18 protein-coding genes are annotated in these 17240 nt (G+C 73.6%); 6 read left to right on the top strand and 12 right to left on the bottom strand.

What is annotated here, in order from left to right:
* Window positions 1–72 precede the first annotated feature (72 nt).
* Window positions 73–708, top strand: coding sequence for a TetR family transcriptional regulator (locus AB0O07_RS05590; RefSeq protein ID WP_365627222.1), 636 nt, complete (start codon window positions 73–75; stop codon window positions 706–708).
* Window positions 709–738: 30 nt separating this feature from the next.
* Here the strand turns inward: AB0O07_RS05590 and AB0O07_RS05585 are convergent, their stop codons facing one another.
* The gene (locus AB0O07_RS05585; protein ID WP_365627219.1) at window positions 739–1452 is read right to left on the bottom strand and encodes a GntR family transcriptional regulator; all 714 of its coding nucleotides are present in this window, start codon (window positions 1450–1452) and stop codon (window positions 739–741) included.
* A gap of 273 nt (window positions 1453–1725) precedes the next feature.
* On the opposite strand from AB0O07_RS05585, the gene AB0O07_RS05580 reads away from it, so the two are divergent.
* The 3 genes from AB0O07_RS05580 (at window position 1726) to AB0O07_RS05570 (ending at window position 4780) form a co-directional block, all read left to right on the top strand.
* Complete coding sequence (locus tag AB0O07_RS05580; protein ID WP_365627217.1) at window positions 1726–3174, top strand: MFS transporter; 1449 nt, start codon at window positions 1726–1728, stop codon at window positions 3172–3174.
* The gene (locus tag AB0O07_RS05575; RefSeq protein ID WP_365627215.1) at window positions 3171–4196 is read left to right on the top strand and encodes an L-idonate 5-dehydrogenase; all 1026 of its coding nucleotides are present in this window, start codon (window positions 3171–3173) and stop codon (window positions 4194–4196) included. Before AB0O07_RS05580 ends, AB0O07_RS05575 begins: the two co-directional genes overlap by 4 nt.
* A gap of 233 nt (window positions 4197–4429) precedes the next feature.
* A complete protein-coding gene (locus tag AB0O07_RS05570) occupies window positions 4430–4780 on the top strand; it encodes a DUF779 domain-containing protein (protein ID WP_365628038.1) in 351 nt (116 codons plus the stop codon).
* Window positions 4781–4802: 22 nt separating this feature from the next.
* Here AB0O07_RS05570 and AB0O07_RS05565 read toward each other — a convergent pair whose 3' ends face one another.
* The 8 genes from AB0O07_RS05565 to AB0O07_RS05530 all read right to left on the bottom strand — a co-directional run bounded on the left by AB0O07_RS05565 (window position 4803) and on the right by AB0O07_RS05530 (window position 12068).
* Entirely contained in the window at window positions 4803–4997 is a 195-nt protein-coding gene (locus tag AB0O07_RS05565) for a hypothetical protein (protein ID WP_365627213.1), read from the bottom strand.
* Between the two features lie 150 nt (window positions 4998–5147).
* A complete protein-coding gene (locus AB0O07_RS05560) occupies window positions 5148–6014 on the bottom strand; it encodes a phosphatidylinositol-specific phospholipase C/glycerophosphodiester phosphodiesterase family protein (RefSeq protein ID WP_365627212.1) in 867 nt (288 codons plus the stop codon).
* Window positions 6015–6173: 159 nt separating this feature from the next.
* Window positions 6174–7343: an acyl-CoA dehydrogenase family protein gene (locus AB0O07_RS05555; RefSeq protein WP_365627209.1), complete on the bottom strand. Its 1170-nt coding sequence runs from the start codon at window positions 7341–7343 to the stop codon at window positions 6174–6176.
* The gene (locus AB0O07_RS05550) at window positions 7340–8548 is read right to left on the bottom strand and encodes an acyl-CoA dehydrogenase family protein (protein ID WP_365627206.1); all 1209 of its coding nucleotides are present in this window, start codon (window positions 8546–8548) and stop codon (window positions 7340–7342) included. Before AB0O07_RS05550 ends, AB0O07_RS05555 begins: the two co-directional genes overlap by 4 nt.
* A complete protein-coding gene (locus tag AB0O07_RS05545; RefSeq protein ID WP_365627203.1) occupies window positions 8545–9513 on the bottom strand; it encodes an NADPH:quinone oxidoreductase family protein in 969 nt (322 codons plus the stop codon). Before AB0O07_RS05545 ends, AB0O07_RS05550 begins: the two co-directional genes overlap by 4 nt.
* 78 nt (window positions 9514–9591) lie before the next feature.
* On the bottom strand, window positions 9592–10182 hold the full coding sequence (locus tag AB0O07_RS05540; RefSeq protein ID WP_365627200.1) for an XRE family transcriptional regulator: 591 nt from the start codon (window positions 10180–10182) through the stop codon (window positions 9592–9594).
* Window positions 10183–10336: 154 nt separating this feature from the next.
* Window positions 10337–10618, bottom strand: a complete 282-nt coding sequence (locus tag AB0O07_RS05535; protein WP_365627197.1) for a DUF5133 domain-containing protein — start codon at window positions 10616–10618, stop codon at window positions 10337–10339.
* Between the two features lie 151 nt (window positions 10619–10769).
* A complete protein-coding gene (locus AB0O07_RS05530; protein ID WP_365627194.1) occupies window positions 10770–12068 on the bottom strand; it encodes an alpha/beta fold hydrolase in 1299 nt (432 codons plus the stop codon).
* Between the two features lie 242 nt (window positions 12069–12310).
* Here AB0O07_RS05530 and AB0O07_RS05525 point away from each other — a divergent pair, with 242 nt between their 5' ends.
* Together AB0O07_RS05525 and AB0O07_RS05520 are read left to right on the top strand one after the other, a co-directional pair.
* Window positions 12311–13462, top strand: coding sequence for an ATP-binding cassette domain-containing protein (locus AB0O07_RS05525; protein WP_365627191.1), 1152 nt, complete (start codon window positions 12311–12313; stop codon window positions 13460–13462).
* A gap of 179 nt (window positions 13463–13641) precedes the next feature.
* Entirely contained in the window at window positions 13642–14613 is a 972-nt protein-coding gene (locus AB0O07_RS05520) for an acetylxylan esterase (protein ID WP_365627189.1), read from the top strand.
* A 39-nt stretch (window positions 14614–14652) separates the two neighbouring features.
* Here AB0O07_RS05520 and AB0O07_RS05515 read toward each other — a convergent pair whose 3' ends face one another.
* Genes AB0O07_RS05515 through AB0O07_RS05505 form a run of 3 tightly spaced genes read right to left on the bottom strand, consistent with a single transcriptional unit; the run spans window position 14653 to window position 16978 of the window.
* The gene (locus tag AB0O07_RS05515) at window positions 14653–15624 is read right to left on the bottom strand and encodes an ABC transporter substrate-binding protein (RefSeq protein WP_365627187.1); all 972 of its coding nucleotides are present in this window, start codon (window positions 15622–15624) and stop codon (window positions 14653–14655) included.
* The gene (locus tag AB0O07_RS05510; protein ID WP_365627184.1) at window positions 15621–16301 is read right to left on the bottom strand and encodes an ABC transporter permease subunit; all 681 of its coding nucleotides are present in this window, start codon (window positions 16299–16301) and stop codon (window positions 15621–15623) included. Before AB0O07_RS05510 ends, AB0O07_RS05515 begins: the two co-directional genes overlap by 4 nt.
* Entirely contained in the window at window positions 16298–16978 is a 681-nt protein-coding gene (locus AB0O07_RS05505; RefSeq protein WP_365627181.1) for an ABC transporter permease, read from the bottom strand. The genes AB0O07_RS05510 and AB0O07_RS05505 overlap by 4 nt, the downstream gene beginning before the upstream one ends.
* Window positions 16979–17240 lie beyond the last annotated feature (262 nt).

Genomic DNA, 17240 nt, shown 5'->3' with positions numbered 1-17240 from the left:
GGCCCCTTTTGATTAAGGTACTGGGTATCACAATGTACTCGCCCCTGTCCCGGGGCGGGGGACAGGACTTTCATGCATCCGACTCCACCGCCCGCGCGGCGGTCGCCCGGCCGCCCCTCGGTGTCGTCCCGGGCGGATATCGAGCGGGTCGCGATCCGGCTCTTCCTCGATCTCGGATACACGGCGACCACGATCCCGATGATCGCCGAGGCGAGCGGGGTGAGCCGGACGAGTGTGTTCCGCTACTGGGGGTCGAAGTCCGAGATCGTCTGGGGCACCTTCGACCTGCACACCCGGCGGCTCGGCACACTGCTCGACGCCCCGGAGGCCCTGGAGAGCCCGGAGCCGACGATGCGGGTGCTCCGGGAGCGGGTCGTCCGGAATCTCGCGCTCTCCATGGAGGACTCCGGCCAGTGGATGGAGCGGTTCACGCTCCTCGACTCCTCCCCCGAGCTACGGGCCGAGGAGGCCGCGCACTGGCTGAGCTGGGCGGGGGTGGTGAGCACCTTCGTGGCCCGCCGGCACGGAGTACCGCCGGACGGGGTGACGGCCCAGAGCGCCGGCGGCGCCGTCCAGGCCGCGTTCCTCGCCGTACTGCGGAGCTGGCTCACGGAACCCGCCCCGTCGGCCGCCCTCCTCCCGGACCTCGACCGGGCGCTCACCCCGCTCTGCGACGTCCTCCAGCGGTGGCTCGACACCCCCGGGTGACACCCCGGGTGACACCGCCGGGCGCCGCGGCTACTCCCAGACGGCGATGTTGCGCCGTACCGGAGCCGTGCCCGGGTCGGTGGCGAACAGCTCCGGGGAGCGGGCGCGGATCCGTTCGATGTCGTCGAAGACCGCCCGCAGGTGGGCGCGCATGGCGGTACGGGCGGCGGTGACATCGCCCGTCAGGACCGCCTCGAAGATCTCGACATGCTGGGCGGCGAAGCCGGCCGGGGAGGCGGTGTCGTAGAGGCCGAGCCGGCGGGCGCGGTCGAGGTGCCCCTTGGCCGAGACCACCGTCGCCCACGCGCTGCCATGGCCGCTCAGCAGCAGAAGGGCCTGGTGGAACGCCTCGTCCAGCTCGAAGAACTCCTCCAGGGCGAGCCCGGGCCGGCGCTGCTCGGCCAGATTGGCGCGGAGTTCGTCGACGAGGCCCGGGTCCAGCTCGGCCGGGAGGTCCTCCAGGGAGGCCAGCTCCACGGCCTCGCGGAGGAACTGGGCGTCGGCCACCCTGGCCGGGTCGACCCGCGAGACGAACGAGCCCACCTGCGGGAAGACCTGGACCAGCCCCTCGTGCGAGAGAAGGATCAGGCTCTCCCTGACCGGGGTGCGGCTGACCCCGAGGGACGCCGCCAGCTCGTTCTCGGAGAGGGCCGCGCCCGGGGGGAGTTCAAGGGTCAGCACCTTGTGTCGCAGCGTCTCGTAGACAGCGCGGCGGCTGGTCCGCTGACGGTTCGATCGGGCCATGGGCTCATCGTATCGGGCGGCCGACACGGCCCGTGCTCGGACGATGGCGCTGTGCCGCGCCCGCCGCGCCCCCTGCCGCGCCGCGCCGTCACCGGGTCCGCTCCGCGCCGTACCGGCGCCTTCTTCCGCCACGTCCCGAGTATTGCATCACTGGCCGACCAGTGCTTGTATACCAGCCATGTCGATCAGTTGTCCGGGATGTGAACCGGCCGGCCGGTCGCCTCTGTTCCGCCCACTCTCCCCGGCGGCGTTTCCCCGAACAACGGAGTTCCCATGACGGACACCACGCGCACGGAGCCCACCGGGCCCGTGACCAGAACCACGCGTGATCTCACCAAGGCGGCCGTCTCCGGCTGGCTGGGCACGGCGATGGAGTTCATGGACTTCCAGCTCTACTCGCTGGCGGCGGCCATCGTCTTCAACAAGATCTTCTTCCCGGACGTCAGCCCGGCGATCGGCCTGATCGCCGCCATGGCGACCTACGGGGTCGGATACGTCGCCCGGCTCGCCGGGGCCGTCTACTTCGGGCGGATGGGCGACCGCATCGGCCGCAAGCGGGTGCTCTTCCTGACCATTCTGCTGATGGGCGCCTCGACCACCCTGATCGGCGCGCTGCCGACGTACGCGACGATCGGCATCCTCGCGCCGATCCTGCTGGTCGCCCTCCGGCTCGTCCAGGGCTTCGGCGCGGGCGCCGAGATCGCCGGGGCCACCGTCATGCTCGCCGAGTACGCCCCCGCCAAGCGGCGCGGCCTGGTCTCCTCGCTGGTGTCGCTCGGCACCAACTCCGGCACCCTCGCCGCCTCGGGGCTCTGGGCGATCCTGCTCGCCGTGCTCAGCGAGGAGCAGTTGCTGTCGTGGGGCTGGCGGCTGCCGTTCCTGCTGAGCTTCCTGCTGATGATCTTCGCGGTCTGGCTGCGCGGCAGCCTCAAGGAGAGCCCGGTCTTCGAGGAGCGCCCGGACGTGGTGGACGGCGTCGCGATGACCCGCGACGAGGTCGAGTCCGTCGTGGCCGGGGCCGACGGCACGGACGGCGCGTCCCGCGAGGCCGGGGCCGGGGCGGACACCGGAGCCGGGAGGCCGGCGAGCGTCGGTGTCCTGGAGTCGGGGATCCGGCAGCGCAAGGGCCGGGCGTTCTTCCTCGCCCTCGGCCTCCGGTTCGGCCAGGCCGGCAACTCCGGGCTGATCCAGACCTTCCTGGTCGGCTACATCGCCACCACCCTCCACGCGGAGCGCTCGGTGCCGACCGACGCCATCGTGTACGGCTCGCTGCTCGGCTTCGTCACCGTGCCGCTGGTCGGATTGCTCGGCGACCGCTTCGGACGCCGCCCGATGTATCTCGCCCTCACCGTGCTGACCATGGTCCTCGCCTTCCCGGTGATGCTGCTCGTGACCTCGGGCAGCACGGCCGCGCTGATGCTCGGCATGGTGGTCGGGCTCAATGTCGGGGTGCTCGGCCTGTTCTCGCTGGAGAGCGTGACGATGGCCGAACTCTTCGGCTCCCGGACCCGGTTCACCCAGCTCGCCCTCGCCAAGGAGATCGGCGGCATCCTCGCCACCGCGATCGGCCCGGTCGTCGCCGCCACCCTCACCGCCGTCACCGGCAGTTGGTGGCCGATCGCCGCGATGCTCGTCGTCTACTCGCTGATCACCCTGGTCTCCGCGTATCTCGCCCCCGAGACCCGCGGGCGCGACCTGGTCCGGATGGAGGACGCCGTATGAGGGCCGTCGTCGTCCATGGCGCGGGCGACCTCCGGATCGACGAACGCCCGGACCCGGTACCGGGCGAGGGAGAGGTGCTGCTCGCCCTGGAGTGGGGCGGGATCTGCGGCTCCGACGTCGCGTACTGGAAGCACGGCGCCTCCGGCACCGCCTCGCTCGCCCATCCGCTGGTCCTCGGCCACGAGGTCGCGGGCCGGATCGCCGCCACCGGTCCCGGGGTCACGGAATGGGCGGCCGGTCTGCCGGTCACCGTCCACCCGGCGGAACCGGTCGGAGACGAACCGCTGCCGGAGCGGATCGCCGGACGCACCAACCTCCACCCGCGCGTCCGTTACTTCGGTTCGGCGGCCTTCGACCCGCACACCGACGGCGGGTTCAGCGAGTACCGGGTGGTGCGCGCGGACCGGATACGGCCGCTGCCCGAGGGGGTGAGCACCGAACACGGGGCGCTCGCCGAGCCGCTCGCCGTGGCGCTCCACGCGGTGCACAGGGCCGGGGACATCCGGGGAAGGACCGTGCTGGTCAACGGGTGCGGCCCGATCGGCGCGCTGGTCGTGGCGGCGGCGATCCACCGGGGCGCCGGGGCGGTGCTCGCCGCGGACCTCTCCGCCGCCTCGCTCGCCGTGGCCCGTGCCATGGGCGCGGACGGGACCCACGACCTGGCCGCCGGTGAATCCCTTCCCTCCGATGCCGAGGTGGTCTTCGAGGCGTCCGGCGCCCCGGCGGCGCTCGGCCCGGTGCTGCGGGCGACGGCGCGCGGCGGCACCCTGGTCCAGGTCGGCAATCTGCCGGGCGCCCCCGCCCCGGCGGCCCTCGGTGATCTGGTGACCAGGGAGATCAGCTGGATCGGCTCGTACCGCTTTGTCGAGGAGATCGACGACGCGCTGCTGGCGATGCGGGACGGCCTCGACGTCTCCCCGGTGATCACCCACCGTTTCGGCCTGGAGCGCGCCGGGGAGGCGCTGGCCGTCGCCGCCGACCGGTCGACCGGCAGCGGCAAGGTGATGCTCAGGCTCGGCTGACGCCCGGTGCCCGGCGGACGGGCGGGGTGGTCTCCGTCCGTTCGCCGGGCACCGGCCCGTCCGGACGCGCAGAATGGGGGGCGTGGCGCGGCGCAACCCCGGTGCAACGTCGCGGCGCGTTGACTGGGCGGATCCCCGAGGCGATGGCGGCGCAGATGACGGACGACGAGACTTCCCCCGAGGCCCTTGAGGCCCCTGAGACCCCGGGGACTCACGAGGTCCCCGGGGCTCCCCTGCCCCCGGTGGTCCAGGTGACCGAGGCGGCGGCCGAGCTGATCCGGCGGCTGCGGGCGGACCACGGTCCGCTGATGTTCCATCAGTCCGGCGGCTGTTGCGACGGCAGCGCGCCGATGTGCTATCCGGCCGGCGAGTTCCGTACCGGCGGCTCCGATGTGCTGCTCCACTCCCTGGAGATCGAGGGGGTCGCGGAACCGGTGCCGTTCTGGATGTCGGTGAGCCAGTACGAGGTGTGGCGCCACACCCGGCTGATCGTCGATGTGGTGGCGGGGCGCGGCAGCGGCTTCTCGCTGGAGGCCCCCGAGGGGGTGCGCTTCCTCATCCGCTCACGACTGGTCGGAACGTGATCCGAACGTCATACCGGGTGCGTCACGGGTTGAAGCTGCTGACCACCCCGGCCGTGGTGGAGATTCCGTTGGCGATGGTCGGCGCCATGCTGGTGCCCGCGAGGAGGAATCCGAGCAGGGCGCAGACGAGCGCGTGCGAGAACTTGAGCCCGCCGTTGCGCAGGAAGACCACCGCAAGAATCGTCAGAAGCAGCACCACGGAAATCGAAATGGCCATCGCCGAACCTCCTCCGCCGCACCGGATCGCGGCATTCGGCCGCCAGTGTGGCGGAGGAGGCGAGCGTGACGGCCGACTGGCGTGTCCGCCGTACGGGTGGTTCGTCGCGCGGAGGGTTACGGGCGCGGGCGGGGCCCCGGGGAGGCGGTGTTACGAGCGGGTGGCGCGCAGGAAGGCTTCGAGCCCCGCGAGGTCGTCGGTGTTGAGGTGGTCGACCCCGGCGGCGAGCAGTTCGCCCCAGAGCGCGTCCCGCTCGGGCCCCGGGGTGTCGGGGGTGGCCCAGAAGCGCACCCGCTGCCCGTTGGCGTGCGCGGTGTCGACGATACGGAGCAGTTCGGCGCGCTCGGCGGCGGGGAACTCGCCGGTGCCCTGCCAGGTGAAGTTCTGCGTCCAGTTGTCGCTGATCAGCGGTACGAACGAGGCGGGCGCCGCCGTCCCGAGGTCGGCGAGCCGGCCGTCGTAGAAGGCGTACCGCACGCGCTGCGCCTCCATCGGGGCGCGGGCCGCCCGGTCGCCGGAGACGACCGGGGTGATCGCGCCGGGGCGTACCGAGCCGTGCGCGTAGGTGGTCAGCATGGCGCGGTAGCGGGTGAGTTGGCGGTGGAGTTCGCGGTAGGTGGCGGCGCCGTCCGTCTTGATGTCGATGAGGAGCTGGACGGGGCGCCGGTAACCCCGGTACACGGAGCCGTGGTTGGCGTGTACCAGCTCGCTGAGCGGGTCGAGGTAGAGGGAGGCGAGGGTGCGGGCGGGGTCGAGGTCGGTGGCCTCGTGGGCGACGAGCAGTTCGCCGTCGACGAGGAAGATGTCCGCCTCGACGCTGGTGAAGCCGTGTGCGAGGGCGTCGAAGAGAGGGCGCTGGTGCAGATAGTCGTTGTGGGCGTGGGCCTGGCGGAGCGGCCGGGAGGCCGGGCCGCCCCCGGTGCGGGAGGCGGCCCGGGCGTATGCGGGCGCCGCGACGACGCCCGCGAGCGCGGCGGTGATCGTGGTGAGGGCTCGGCGGCGGGTGGTGAGGGCCATGGATGCCTCCGGGTTGGGCACGTGGGGACGCGAAGGGCACGGTCGTGCCGAGTATTGCCCGCTCCCGCCCGGGGTCACGCCGGTTCCGGAGAGTGTTCGTCCGCCCGCCACCCGCGATTCAGCCGCCTCCGTACGGTGCGTGCCGGGCCGCCGCCGGGGTCATCCGGGGGCGGGCAGGCCGGCGAGGACGGCCAGCCGGTCCCGGTGGGCGCCCGGTGAACCGAGCGCGCTCTCGGCGGACTTGGCGCGTTTGAGGTAGAGGTGCGCGGGGTGCTCCCAGGTCATCCCGATGCCGCCGTGGAGCTGGACGCACTCCTCGGCGGCGTGGACGGCGACGCGGGCGCAGTAGGCCTGGGCGACGGCCACGGCGAGGGGGGCGCCGGGGTCGCCGGTGGCGAGGGCGTCGGCGGCGTTGCGGGCGGCGGCGCGGGCCGAGACGGTCTCCAGCCAGAGCTGGGCCATCCGGTGCTTGAGCGCCTGGAAGGAGCCGACGGGCCGGTTGAACTGGTGGCGTTCCCGGGTGTGCTGGACGGTCAGCTCCAGACACCGTTCGGCGAGGCCGAGTTGTTCGGAGGCGAGCAGCCCGGCCCCGGCGAGCAGTCCGCGCCGTACCGCCGCGTCCCCGGTCGCCGCGTCGGCGATCAGGACGCCGCTGCCGGCCGCGACGGTGACGGTGGCGAGCGGGCGGGTGAGGTCGAGCGGGGTCAGCGGGGTGACGGTGACCCCGGGGTCGGTGGTGTCGACCGCGTAGAGCCCGTCGGCCCGGGGGACGAGGAGCGCGTCGGCCCGTACCGCGTCGGCGACCGCCCGTACGGTGACCTCCCCGGCGCCCTCCGGGTTCTCCGGGCCCGCCGCGCCGCCGAACGGCAGCCGGGCGTCGGGGGCGGTGGTGAACGGCAGGGCGAGGACGGCGGTACGGTGGCCGCTCGCCAGCGCGGTGAGCAGCCCCGCGACATCGGTGGACTCGGTGGAGCGGCCGTCGCAGCCGAGCAGGGTCTCGGTCGCCAGCACCGCACTGGTCAGATACGGCGCGGCGGTGACGGCCCGCCCCAGCTCCTCCAGGACGACGGCGGCCTCGCGGTGGCTCGCGCCCTGGCCGCCGAGCGTCTCGGGGACGAGCAGCCCGGCGGCGCCGATCCCGGTGGTGAGGGCGGTCCAGAGCGCGGGGTCGTACGGGTCACCGGACTCGGCGCGGTCGAGGGCGGCCGGCCGGGCGGCGGCGTCGGCCCGGCCGGTGAGCAGCGACCGTACGGCGGCGCGCAGATCGTCCTCGGCCTCCGAGTAGAGCAGGTCGGGGGTGGTCTCGGGCGGTACGGGGCGGGTGGTCACCGGGTCAGGTCCTTCCAGGGGACGTCCTTGTCGTCGCGCGGCTCCGGGGGCAGGCCCAGCACGCGTTCGGCGATGATGTTGAGGAGGATCTCGCTGGTGCCGCCCTCGATGGAGTTGCCCTTGGCGCGCAGATAGCGGTATCCGGCGTCGCGTCCGGTGAAGTCGACGAGGTCGGGCCTGCGGAGCGTCCAGTCGGAGTACAACAGGCCGTCCTCGCCGAGGAGTTCCACCTCCAGGCCGCTGATCTCCTGGTTGAGCCGGGCGAAGGTGAGCTTCATCGCGCTGCCCTCGGGTCCTGGCTGGCCCGCCGCGAGGGTCTGGCGCAGCCGTTCGCCGGTGACCCTGGCCACCTCGGCCTCGGTCCAGAGGGCGAGCAGCCGCTGGTGGAGGCCGTGGGTGCGGAGTTCGGGGCGGTCCCGCCAGGCGGCGGCGACCTGGCCGATCATGCCGCCCTCGCGGGCCACCCGGGCGCCGCCGATGGAGACCCGCTCGTTCATCAGCGTGGTCCTGGCGACCTGCCAGCCCTCCCCGACGGCGCCGAGCCGGTGGCTGTCGGGGATGCGTACGTCGGTGAGGAAGACCTCGTTGAACTCGGCCTCGCCGGTGAGCTGGCGCAGTGGCCGCACCTCGACGCCCGGTGCGGTCATGTCGCAGAGGAAGTAGGTGAGGCCCTGGTGTTTGGGGAGTTCGGGGTCGGTACGGGCGAGGAGGATGGCCCAGCGGGCGAGATGGGCGCTGGAGGTCCACACCTTCTGCCCGTTGACGGTCCACTCCCCGGCCCCGGCGGTGGAGCCGGGGGCGTCCGCGCGGACCGCGCGGGTGGCGAGCGCCGCGAGGTCGGAGCCGGCGCCGGGTTCGCTGAAGAGCTGGCACCACACCTCCTCGCCGAGCCAGAGGGGGCGCAGGAAGCGCTCCCGCTGCTCGGGGGTGCCGTACCGCAGGATGGTCGGCGCGGCCATGCCGAGGCCGATGCCGATCCGCCTCGGGTCGTTGTCGGGGGCGTGGGCGGCGGCGAGTTCGGCGTCCACGACGGCCTGGAGGGCGCGGGGTGCTTCGAGTCCGCCGAGTCCGGCGGGGTAGTGCACCCAGGCGAGTCCCGCGTCGAAGCGGGCCCGGAGGAAGTCGGCGGGCGCGGTGGTGGCCGGCGGGTGGCCGGCCAGCAAGGTCCTGGTACGGGCGCGGAGTCCGGCGGCGTCGAGGGTCATCGGTCCGCCCCGTGCGGGAGGACCACGACCCGTCCCGTGGTGGCGCCGTCGGCCACCCGCTGGACGGCTTCGGCGCCGTCGCGGAGCGGGACCCGCTCGCTGACCAGCGGTTTGATCACGCCCCGGGCGGCGAGGGCGGTCAGTTCCTCGTGGCAACGCGCCACCGCCGCCGGGTCCTTGGTGCGGTAGAGCCCCCAATGGAGCCCGAGGAGGGTGTAGTTCTTCACCAGGGCGTGGCTGAGCGCGGGGCTGGGGATCACACCGCTCGCGAAGCCCACGACGACGATCCGGCCCTCGAAGGCGACGCTCCGGGCGGAGGCGGTGTACGCGTCGCCGCCCACCGGGTCGTAGACGACATCGGCGCCCCGGCCGCCGGTGGCCTCCTTGACGGCGGTGACGATGTCGTCCGTATGCCGGTCGATCACCACGTCGCATCCCGACGCGCGGGCCACGGAGGCCTTTTCGGCTCCGCCGACGACGCCGATGACGGTGGCTCCGGCCGCCTTGCCGAGCTGGACGGCGGCGCTGCCGACCCCGCCCGCCGCCGCGTGCACGAGCAGGGTCTCGCCGGGCTGGATCGCGGCCCGCCGGTGCAGGGCGAACCACCCGGTCTGGTAGCCGACATGGAAGGCGGCGGCCTCCGCGTCGTCGAGGGTGTCGGGGGCGGGGAGCAGCGCCGCCTCCTCGGCCACCACATACTCGGCGAGGCCCCCGTGCGGCAGGACGGGGGCGGCGATCACCCGCCGCCCGTCCTCGGTCTCGCCGCAGATCTCCACGCCCGGGGTGAACGGCAGCGGCGGCCGTACCTGGTACTGGCCCCGGCAGAGCAGCGCGTCCGGGAAGTTGATGTTGGCGGCCCTCACCTTGAGCAGGAGCTGACCGGCGGCGGGCACCGGGGTCTCGGTCTCCGCCAGCCGCATCACCTCCGCGGGCTCGCCGTTCCTGTGCACGCGCCATGCCAGCATTCGGGCCTCCACCCAGGGGGTCGGTACCACGTCCTGGGGCATACTAAGCGGTCGCTTGCCCGCCGGGGAACCGGCCGCTCAGGAGCTCTTCGGCCGGGCCCGTACATGCATCCGCTCCCCCTGGGGCCCGAAGAGGCTCAGGAACTCGACCGGCTGGTCGTTCGCCGGGCCGAACCAGTGCGGGACCCGGGTGTCGAACTCGGCCGCCTCCCCCGGGCCCATCACCACATCGTGCTCGGCGAGCCGGAGCCGCAGCCGCCCGGAGAGGACGTAGAACCACTCGTACCCCTCGTGGGTGCGCTGTTCCTGCTCGCACTGGTCCGGCGTGGGCCGCACCACGATCTTGTACGCCATGAGCCCGCCCGGCCGGCTGGTGAGCGGCAGCAGGGTCCGTCCTTCGCGGACGATCGGCTTGGCACGGATCCGCGGGTCTCCCACGGGTGGCGCGCCGACCAGCTCGTCCAGGGGCACCTGGTGGGCCCTGGCGAGCGGCAGCAGCAGTTCGAGGCTGGGTCTGCGGTGGCCCGACTCCAGCCGGGAGAGGGTGCTCACCGAGATGCCGGTGGCCTTGGAGAGCGCGCTCAGGGTGGCCCCCCGGTCGCGCCGGATCCGGCGCAGCCGGGCGCCCACCTGGTTCAGTACGTCGTCGAGCCCGGGTCCTTCGTCCATCCGTCCATTGCAGAAACGGCACGGCCATTTGTCAATCCGGCACGCGCGATCCGCATGCTCGACCCGGCACACCAGATCGGGCGAGCGTGACGGGCACGCTCGATCCGGCGCGCGTGATGCGCACGCTGGATCCGGCGCGCGCCCTTCCGCGCGCTCAGTTCGGCTGCTCCCTCCTCGGGCCGCCCTCCGGCCGCGCGCCGTCCGAGCGCGTGCCGTCCGGGAGGACCGGTACCGGCCTGGGCCGGCGCAGCAGCGCCTCCGCCTGCCAGATCGCCTCGCGGGCGGTGCGCTCTCCCATGAGCACACAGAGCGTGTACGCCACGTCCTCGAACCGGCCGCGGGTGGTCTCGTCCAGCGGATCGGCGAGCACCAGCCGCTCCCAGGCCCGGTAGCGGGCGAGGAGCTCGGCGACGAGATGTCGGTCCGGCAGCAGCATGTCCACCACCTCCGCTTTCCGCGGGGCGGGCCGCGCGTACGGCGCCCTGCGCGCACAGCGTGACCCAGGCCCCTGCCGACCATTCTCCCTCCGGCGGGGCGGGTCCGCGCGGCGAGCCGCCGCGCGGGCCCCGGGGGCCCGGCGCGCGGGGTCAGAGCTCGCCGCGCGCCAGCGCCAGCAGCCGGTCCAGGACCCGGGGCCCGCCGGCCCGTACCCCGTCGTGCTCGAACTCGTCGGTGACCCAGGTGCGCAGCCCCCGGATGGCGCGGGCGGTGCGCAGCGCGTGCTCGGTGTCGACATACATGTCGTCGTGGTAGACGGCCGCCGCCACGGGGACCTCGTTGGCGGCGAGCCGCGCCGGGTCGTACAGGGCGGGCCAGTCGGTACGGGCCGCGAGCAGGTCGGCGGTCTCGCGCAGCGGGCGGAGCGCCGGGTCGTTCTCGAAGTGCCAGGGGTGGATGGTCTCGCCGGTGAAGAAGAGCGGGCCCTGCCCGGCCAGGGTGGTGGCGGCGTCGAACCGGGCGAACTCGCCCCGTACCCGCTCCGCCGCCCAGTCGGTGGGCTGCCCGCCCTGGGCGTAGATCGCCTCGTGGACCAGGGCGTACAGCGGATGTCCGGCGAAGGAGAGGGCGGCGGCCACGTTCTCCTGGAAGGCGTCGGAGAGGGCCGGTCCCGTGGCGGTGCGGACGAAGGCGTTCTCCAGCAGGTAGTGGAGCTGGTGGCTGCCGTCCCCGGAGCCGAGGAGGATGCCGAGCGACTGGAACGCCTCGGGGGTGAGGGTGTAGCCGCTGGGCAGGGTGGTGGGGTGGTCGGCGAGATGGCGGGCGATGGCGCGGGCGCGTTCGATGTCCTGCGGGTAGCGCGCGTAGTGCGCCTCCACCTTGCGGGCGATGCGGGGGTACGCGGCGCGGTAGACCTCGTCGGCGGTGGCGTCCAGGGAGGGCAGCCCGCCGGTGATCAGTACGGTGCTCAGCCCTTCGGGGGCGGCGCTCAGGTAGTGGGTGGCGCAGAAGCCGCCGAAGCTCTGGCCGAGGACGGTCCAGGGGGCGCCGCCGGTGAGCAGCGGGCGGATGGTCTCGCAGTCGCGGACGATGGAATCGGCCCGGAAGTGGGTGAGATGGTCGGCCTGCTGCCGGGGGCCGCCGTGGAGCGGCAGGGTCTGCCGGTTGACGGGGGTGGAGAGCCCGGTGCCGCGCTGGTCGAGGAGGAGGACCCGGTACTCCTGGAGGGCGCGGCCGAGCCAGGCCTGACGTCCGGTGAAGCGGCGCGCGCCGAAGCCGGGGCCGCCCTCCAGATAGAGCAGCCAGGGCAGGTCGGCGCCGGCGCGGTCGCTCGCCACGGCCTCGCGGGCGAAGATCTCGATCCGTTCGCCGCGCGGGTCCGTGTGGTCCAGCGGGACCGTGAAGCGGTGGTCGGCGAGGACGACGCCGGGCTGGCGGTAGCTGGTCAAGAAAGGCTCCTGTTCTGGACCGCCCCGGTGGCGGTCACGCACCGCCGGGGCGGCCACGCCGGACATTTCAGCACACGGTCCTGAGGCCCGGACGGGCGCGTCCGGGCCGCCGGTTGATACGGAACGGACACGGGGCGTGTTCACTCCGGAACGCCTTCTGTCCGGACCCGGCCGATCCACGGCCGGCCCCGGACAGTCCTGGCCCGTGTGCGGTCGGAAGCGGTCGCTCCTACCGTGGGGCCATGATCCGGTTCGAGCAGGTCGGCAAGGTCTTCCCGGACGGTACGACCGCCGTGCACGACCTCTCCTTCGAGGTGCGCGAGGGCGAACTGGTGACGCTGGTGGGGCCGTCGGGGTGCGGCAAGACGACCACCATGATGATGGTGAACCGGCTGATCGAGCCGACCTCGGGGCGGATTCTGCTGGCGGGCCGGGACATCTCCGGGGAGGACCCGGTGGCGCTGCGCCGCCGGATCGGGTACGTGATCCAGCAGGTGGGGCTCTTTCCGCACCGTACGGTCCTGGACAACACGGCGACCGTGCCCGCGCTGCTCGGCTGGCGGCGGGCGCGGGCCAGGGCCCGGGCGGCGGAGCTGCTCGACCTGGTGGGGCTCGACCCGGCGACGTACGGTCCGCGCTACCCCGCGCAGCTCTCGGGCGGGCAGCGGCAGCGGGTGGGGGTGGCGCGGGCGCTGGCCGCCGATCCGCCGGTGCTGCTGATGGACGAGCCGTTCGGCGCGGTGGACCCGGTGGTGCGGGAGAAGTTGCAGAACGAGTTCCTGCGGCTCCAGGCGTCGGTGCGGAAGACGGTGCTGCTGGTGACCCATGACATCGAGGAGGCGGTGCGGATGGGCGACCGGATCGCGGTGTACGGGCAGGGGCGCGTCGAGCAGTTCGACACCCCGGGCGCGGTGCTCGGCACCCCGGCGACGCCGTATGTGGCCGGGTTCGTCGGCGCCGACCGGGGGCTGAAGCGGCTCTCGGTGACGGCGGTCGAGCCGGCCGATCTGGAGCAGCCGCCGGTGGCCAGGGCCGACGAGCCGGCCGGGGACGCGGTGGCGCGGATGCGGGCGGAGGGGGCGCGTTGGGCGGTGGTGCTGGGCGACGCGGGCGCACTGCGCGGCTGGATCGCGGCGGACGGCGCGGAGTCCGGCTCGGTGGGGGATCACACGCGGCGGATGGAGGCGTGGGTGCCGCTCGGCTCGCCGCTGAAGCAGGCGTTCAGCGAGATGCTCCAGCATGACGCGGGGTGGGTGGCGGTGCTGGAGGGGACGCGCTTCGTGGGGGTGCTGACCCCGGCCAAACTCCATGAGGCGCTGCGGCGTTCGGTGGACGCGGAGGCGCAGGGCATCGGCCGGGGCGAGGTCGACTTCGACTCGGTGGCGGACGCGTAGCCCCGGTACGGCCCCGCACCGGACCGGGGTCGTACACGGACGGCGTGGTGGGGCGCCACGGGTCCGGCCCACGGCGGGATCGCGCTCTTCTGCGGCGCCTTTCCCGGTCGTACGGTGTGATCATCCGTAGCCCGTGCCGGTGTCCGACGCACCCGTGCACCCGACCGAGGTGGTCCCGCATGCCCCAGTCCGATCTCCCCCTCGACCAGCTCCGCACCTACCGGAGCGCGGCCGAGGAGCCCGAGGACTTCGACCAGTTCTGGGCGAAGACCCTCGCCGAGACCCGTGGCCACGCCCTCGGCGCCCGGTTCACCCCGGTCCCGACCGCGCTGTCCACGCTGGAGGTCTTCGATGTGACCTTCGCGGGGTTCGGCGGCCATCCGGTCAAGGGGTGGCTCGTCCTGCCCGCCGGGACGGCGGAGCCGCTGCCGGTGGTGGTGGAGTATCTGGGGTACGGCGGCGGGCGGGGGCTGCCGCACGCGCATCTGCTCTGGGGCTCCGCCGGGTTCGCGCACTTCGTGATGGACACCCGGGGCCAGGGCGCCGCCTGGAACGGGGGTGACACCCCCGACCCCGTGGGCAGCGCCTCCGCTTTCCCCGGCTTCATGACCCGGGGCATCGAGGACCCCTACGCGTACTACTACCGGCGGCTGTTCGGCGACGCGGTGCGCGCCGTGGAGGCCGCCAGGGCGCATCCGCTGGTCGACGCGGCGCGTACGGCGGTGGCCGGCGCCAGCCAGGGCGGCGGGATCGCCCTGGCGGTGGCGGGGCTCGTCCCCGACCTGGTGGCGGTGGCGCCGGATGTGCCGTTCCTCTGCGACTTCCCCCGGGCGACGGTGATCACCGCGCGCCAGCCGTACCGGGAGATCGGCCTGTACCTGCGGACGTACCGGGACCGTGCGGAGGATGTACGGCGGACGCTCGGCTACTTCGACGGGGTGCACTTCGCGGCCCGCGCCAGCGCGCCCGCGCTCTTCTCGGTGGCGCTGGAGGACGAGACCTGCCCGCCGTCGACGGTGTTCGCCGCGTTCAACGCGTACGCGCCCGAGGAGAAGGCCATCGAGGTCTACGACTTCAACGACCATGAGGGCGGCGGGGATTACCAGAAAGCCGCCCAGCTCTCCTGGCTGCCGGGGAAGTTGACGGCCTAGCCGGCCGGGCGGGTACGGGCCGGCGCCTCCTCGGGCCGGTCAGTCCCCGTCGGACGGCAGGAGGTTCTTCGAGCGCAGGTAGTCGCGGGCGACATCCTCGGGGAGCCGCCGCCAGACGTCCACACGCTGGTTGAGGCCGGTCAGGTCGGCGGTGGTCAGGACGGTGTTGAGGCGGTCCAGGGCCTCGGTGACGCGGTGGGCGCCGGCCCGGGAGCGGTTGACGACGGGCACGATGTTGTCGGCGTTCTGGAGGTGCCGGTCGTCGGCGAGGACCACCAGGCCGAAGCGGGCGAGGGTGGCGTCGGTGGTCGTGGTGAGCACCATCTGGTCCTGGCCGCGCCGTACCGCCTCCTTGGCGGGGGTGGTGCCGACGCCCTTGGGATCGATCCCGGTGAGGTGGATCCCGTACACCCGGCGGAGCCCGGGCGCGCAGTACGGGCGCCGTACGCACTCGTCGCCCGCCGCGAGCCGGACCGGGAGGCGCGAGCGGCCCAGGTCGCTCAGGGTGGTGAGGCGGTGCTTCCTGGCGTACGCGGCGGAGGCGGCGAAGGCGTTGCTGTCGGCGGCGCGGCCGGGGGCGAGGACGAGGAGGCCGCGCGGGGCGGCGAGGGCCCGGAGCGCCGTCATGGTGGTGGCCAGGTCGGGGGAGCCGACGGAGCGGGCGCCGGGGCCGTGGGTCCGGGCGTTCAGCCAGTCGGCGAAGGTCGCCGCGTACTCGGGTACGACATCGATCCGGCCGCTCTCCAGGGCCGGTTCGTACAGTTCCCGGTTGGTGACGGAGAGGATCCGGGTGTGGTATCCGGCCCGGTCCAGGAGGAGCGCGTACATCTGGGCCAGCAGGTCGCTCTCGGTGAATCCGGCGGTACCGATGGTGAGATGGCGGCTGTCGCCGGGCGGGGCGGTGACCGCGCCCCGGTGTTCCAGGGAGGGCCCCGTGGCGCAGGCGGCGGCCACCACCAGCAGCGCCCCGCCGACGGCGACCGCGGCGGTGGCGGTACGCGGCCGCCTCATCCGCCCCGGCCCGCGCGCCGGGCGCGGAGCGCACCGAGCCGCAGCGCCGTCTCGAAGGCGCCCTCGACGAGCAGGGCGAGGGCGGCGACGAGGACGGCGCCGGCGACCACCTGCGGGGTGTCGGCGAGGTTGAATCCGGCGGTGATGATCCGGCCGAGTCCGCCGCCGCCGATCAGGGCGGCCAGGGTCGCGGTGGCGACCAGTTGGACGGCGGCGATCCGTACCCCGGTGAGGACCAGCGGCAGCGCGAGCGGGAGCTCGACCCGGCGCACCGTCTGCCGGGCGGTCATCCCCATGCCGCGCGCGGCCCGTACGACATCGCGGTCGACGCCCCGCATGCCGACATAGGCGTTGGTGAGCAGCGGCGGGACGGCGAAGAGGACCAGGGCGACGATGGTGGGCCACTGCCCGTATCCGCCCAGCGGGGTGAGGAGCAGCAGGACGAGGACGGCGAAGGTGGGGACGGCGCGGCCGGCGTTGGCGAGGTTGACGGCGAGCGCGCCGCCCCGGCCGAGGTGGCCGAGGACCAGGGCGACCGGGAGGGCGAGCGCGCAGCTCAGGGCGAGGCAGACGACGGTGAGGAAGAGGTGTTCGGCGAGCCGGTTCGGGATGCCGTCGGCACCGGTCCAGTGGGCGGGGGCGGTGAGCCAGGCCCAGGCGGCGGCGAGGGTGGTCACGCGGGGGCCTCCCGGGTCCAGGGGGTGAGGCGGTGCTGGACCAGCAGGAGCAGGAGGTCGGCGGCGACGGCGATCAGGACACAGAGCACGGAGGCGGTGAGGACCTGGGCCTTGAAGTAGGTGTTCATCCCGGCGTAGATGAGGTTGCCGAGGCCGCCGTAGCCGACGATGGCGCCGATGGTGACGAGGGAGACCGCGGAGACGGTGGCGATACGGAGCCCGGCGAGGGCGGCGGGCAGCGCGAGCGGCAGCTCGACGGTGAGGAGGAGCCGGAGCGGCCCGTATCCGAGCCCGCGGGCGGCCTGCCGGGTCTCCTCGGGGACGCCGCGCAGCCCGGCGAGGAGGTTGCGGACGAGCAGGGTCAGCGAGTAGAGCACGAGCCCGGCGACGACGAGCGAGGCGGAGAGCCCGTAGTAGGGCAGGAGCAGCGAGAACATGGCGAGCGACGGGATGGTGTAGAGGACCGTCGTGACGCCGAGCACGGGGGCAGCGGCTCCCCGCCAGCGGCGTGCGGCGAGGGCGAGGGGTACGGCGATCACCAGGCCGGTCAGGACGGCGGTGAAGGTCAGCCCGAGGTGCTGGAGCACCGCGTCCCACAGGATCGTGCGGCGGCTGGAGAGGTAGGCGCCGCAGATCCACTCGTTGCGCGTGAGGCAGTCGTCCGGGGGCGCGGTCATCTGTTCATTGCAGCGCCGGGGCGCACCGGGCGCGCGCCGGGCTGGACCGTACGGGGGACGCTTCGCGCCGGGGTACGGAGGGGGCGCGGAGGCGTGGGGCGGGGTGTGCGGGGCGCGCCAATTCGGCGGAAAGGTATCCGTGTTGCACGAGATAACAGGTAAATAGCTCTTACGGGTGAACTGAACGGAATTATTTAGGTGCGCCACGGATCGTCATGGCATGCTCCGAACAATCAGGAGTGCTCAGCATCTGTCCCAGCAC

This window comes from Streptomyces sp. NPDC093085, assembly GCF_040683935.1.
Classification (GTDB): Bacteria; Actinomycetota; Actinomycetes; order Streptomycetales; family Streptomycetaceae; genus Streptomyces.
This window is presented reverse-complemented; position numbering and strand designations above follow the sequence as displayed.

Bases quoted from the DNA above. Each gene is read 5' to 3' on its own strand.
- AB0O07_RS05590 (WP_365627222.1), top strand. From the start codon at position 73: ATGCATCCGACTCCACCGCCCGCGCGGCGGTCGCCCGGCCGCCCCTCG.
- AB0O07_RS05585 (WP_365627219.1), bottom strand. From the start codon at position 1,452: ATGGCCCGATCGAACCGTCAGCGGACCAGCCGCCGCGCTGTCTACGAG.
- AB0O07_RS05580 (WP_365627217.1), top strand. From the start codon at position 1,726: ATGACGGACACCACGCGCACGGAGCCCACCGGGCCCGTGACCAGAACC.
- AB0O07_RS05575 (WP_365627215.1), top strand. From the start codon at position 3,171: ATGAGGGCCGTCGTCGTCCATGGCGCGGGCGACCTCCGGATCGACGAA.
- AB0O07_RS05565 (WP_365627213.1), bottom strand. From the start codon at position 4,997: ATGGCCATTTCGATTTCCGTGGTGCTGCTTCTGACGATTCTTGCGGTG.
- AB0O07_RS05560 (WP_365627212.1), bottom strand. From the start codon at position 6,014: ATGGCCCTCACCACCCGCCGCCGAGCCCTCACCACGATCACCGCCGCG.
- AB0O07_RS05550 (WP_365627206.1), bottom strand. From the start codon at position 8,548: ATGACCCTCGACGCCGCCGGACTCCGCGCCCGTACCAGGACCTTGCTG.
- AB0O07_RS05545 (WP_365627203.1), bottom strand. From the start codon at position 9,513: ATGCTGGCATGGCGCGTGCACAGGAACGGCGAGCCCGCGGAGGTGATG.
- AB0O07_RS05540 (WP_365627200.1), bottom strand. From the start codon at position 10,182: ATGGACGAAGGACCCGGGCTCGACGACGTACTGAACCAGGTGGGCGCC.
- AB0O07_RS05535 (WP_365627197.1), bottom strand. From the start codon at position 10,618: ATGCTGCTGCCGGACCGACATCTCGTCGCCGAGCTCCTCGCCCGCTAC.
- AB0O07_RS05525 (WP_365627191.1), top strand. From the start codon at position 12,311: ATGATCCGGTTCGAGCAGGTCGGCAAGGTCTTCCCGGACGGTACGACC.
- AB0O07_RS05520 (WP_365627189.1), top strand. From the start codon at position 13,642: ATGCCCCAGTCCGATCTCCCCCTCGACCAGCTCCGCACCTACCGGAGC.
- AB0O07_RS05515 (WP_365627187.1), bottom strand. From the start codon at position 15,624: ATGAGGCGGCCGCGTACCGCCACCGCCGCGGTCGCCGTCGGCGGGGCG.
- AB0O07_RS05505 (WP_365627181.1), bottom strand. From the start codon at position 16,978: ATGACCGCGCCCCCGGACGACTGCCTCACGCGCAACGAGTGGATCTGC.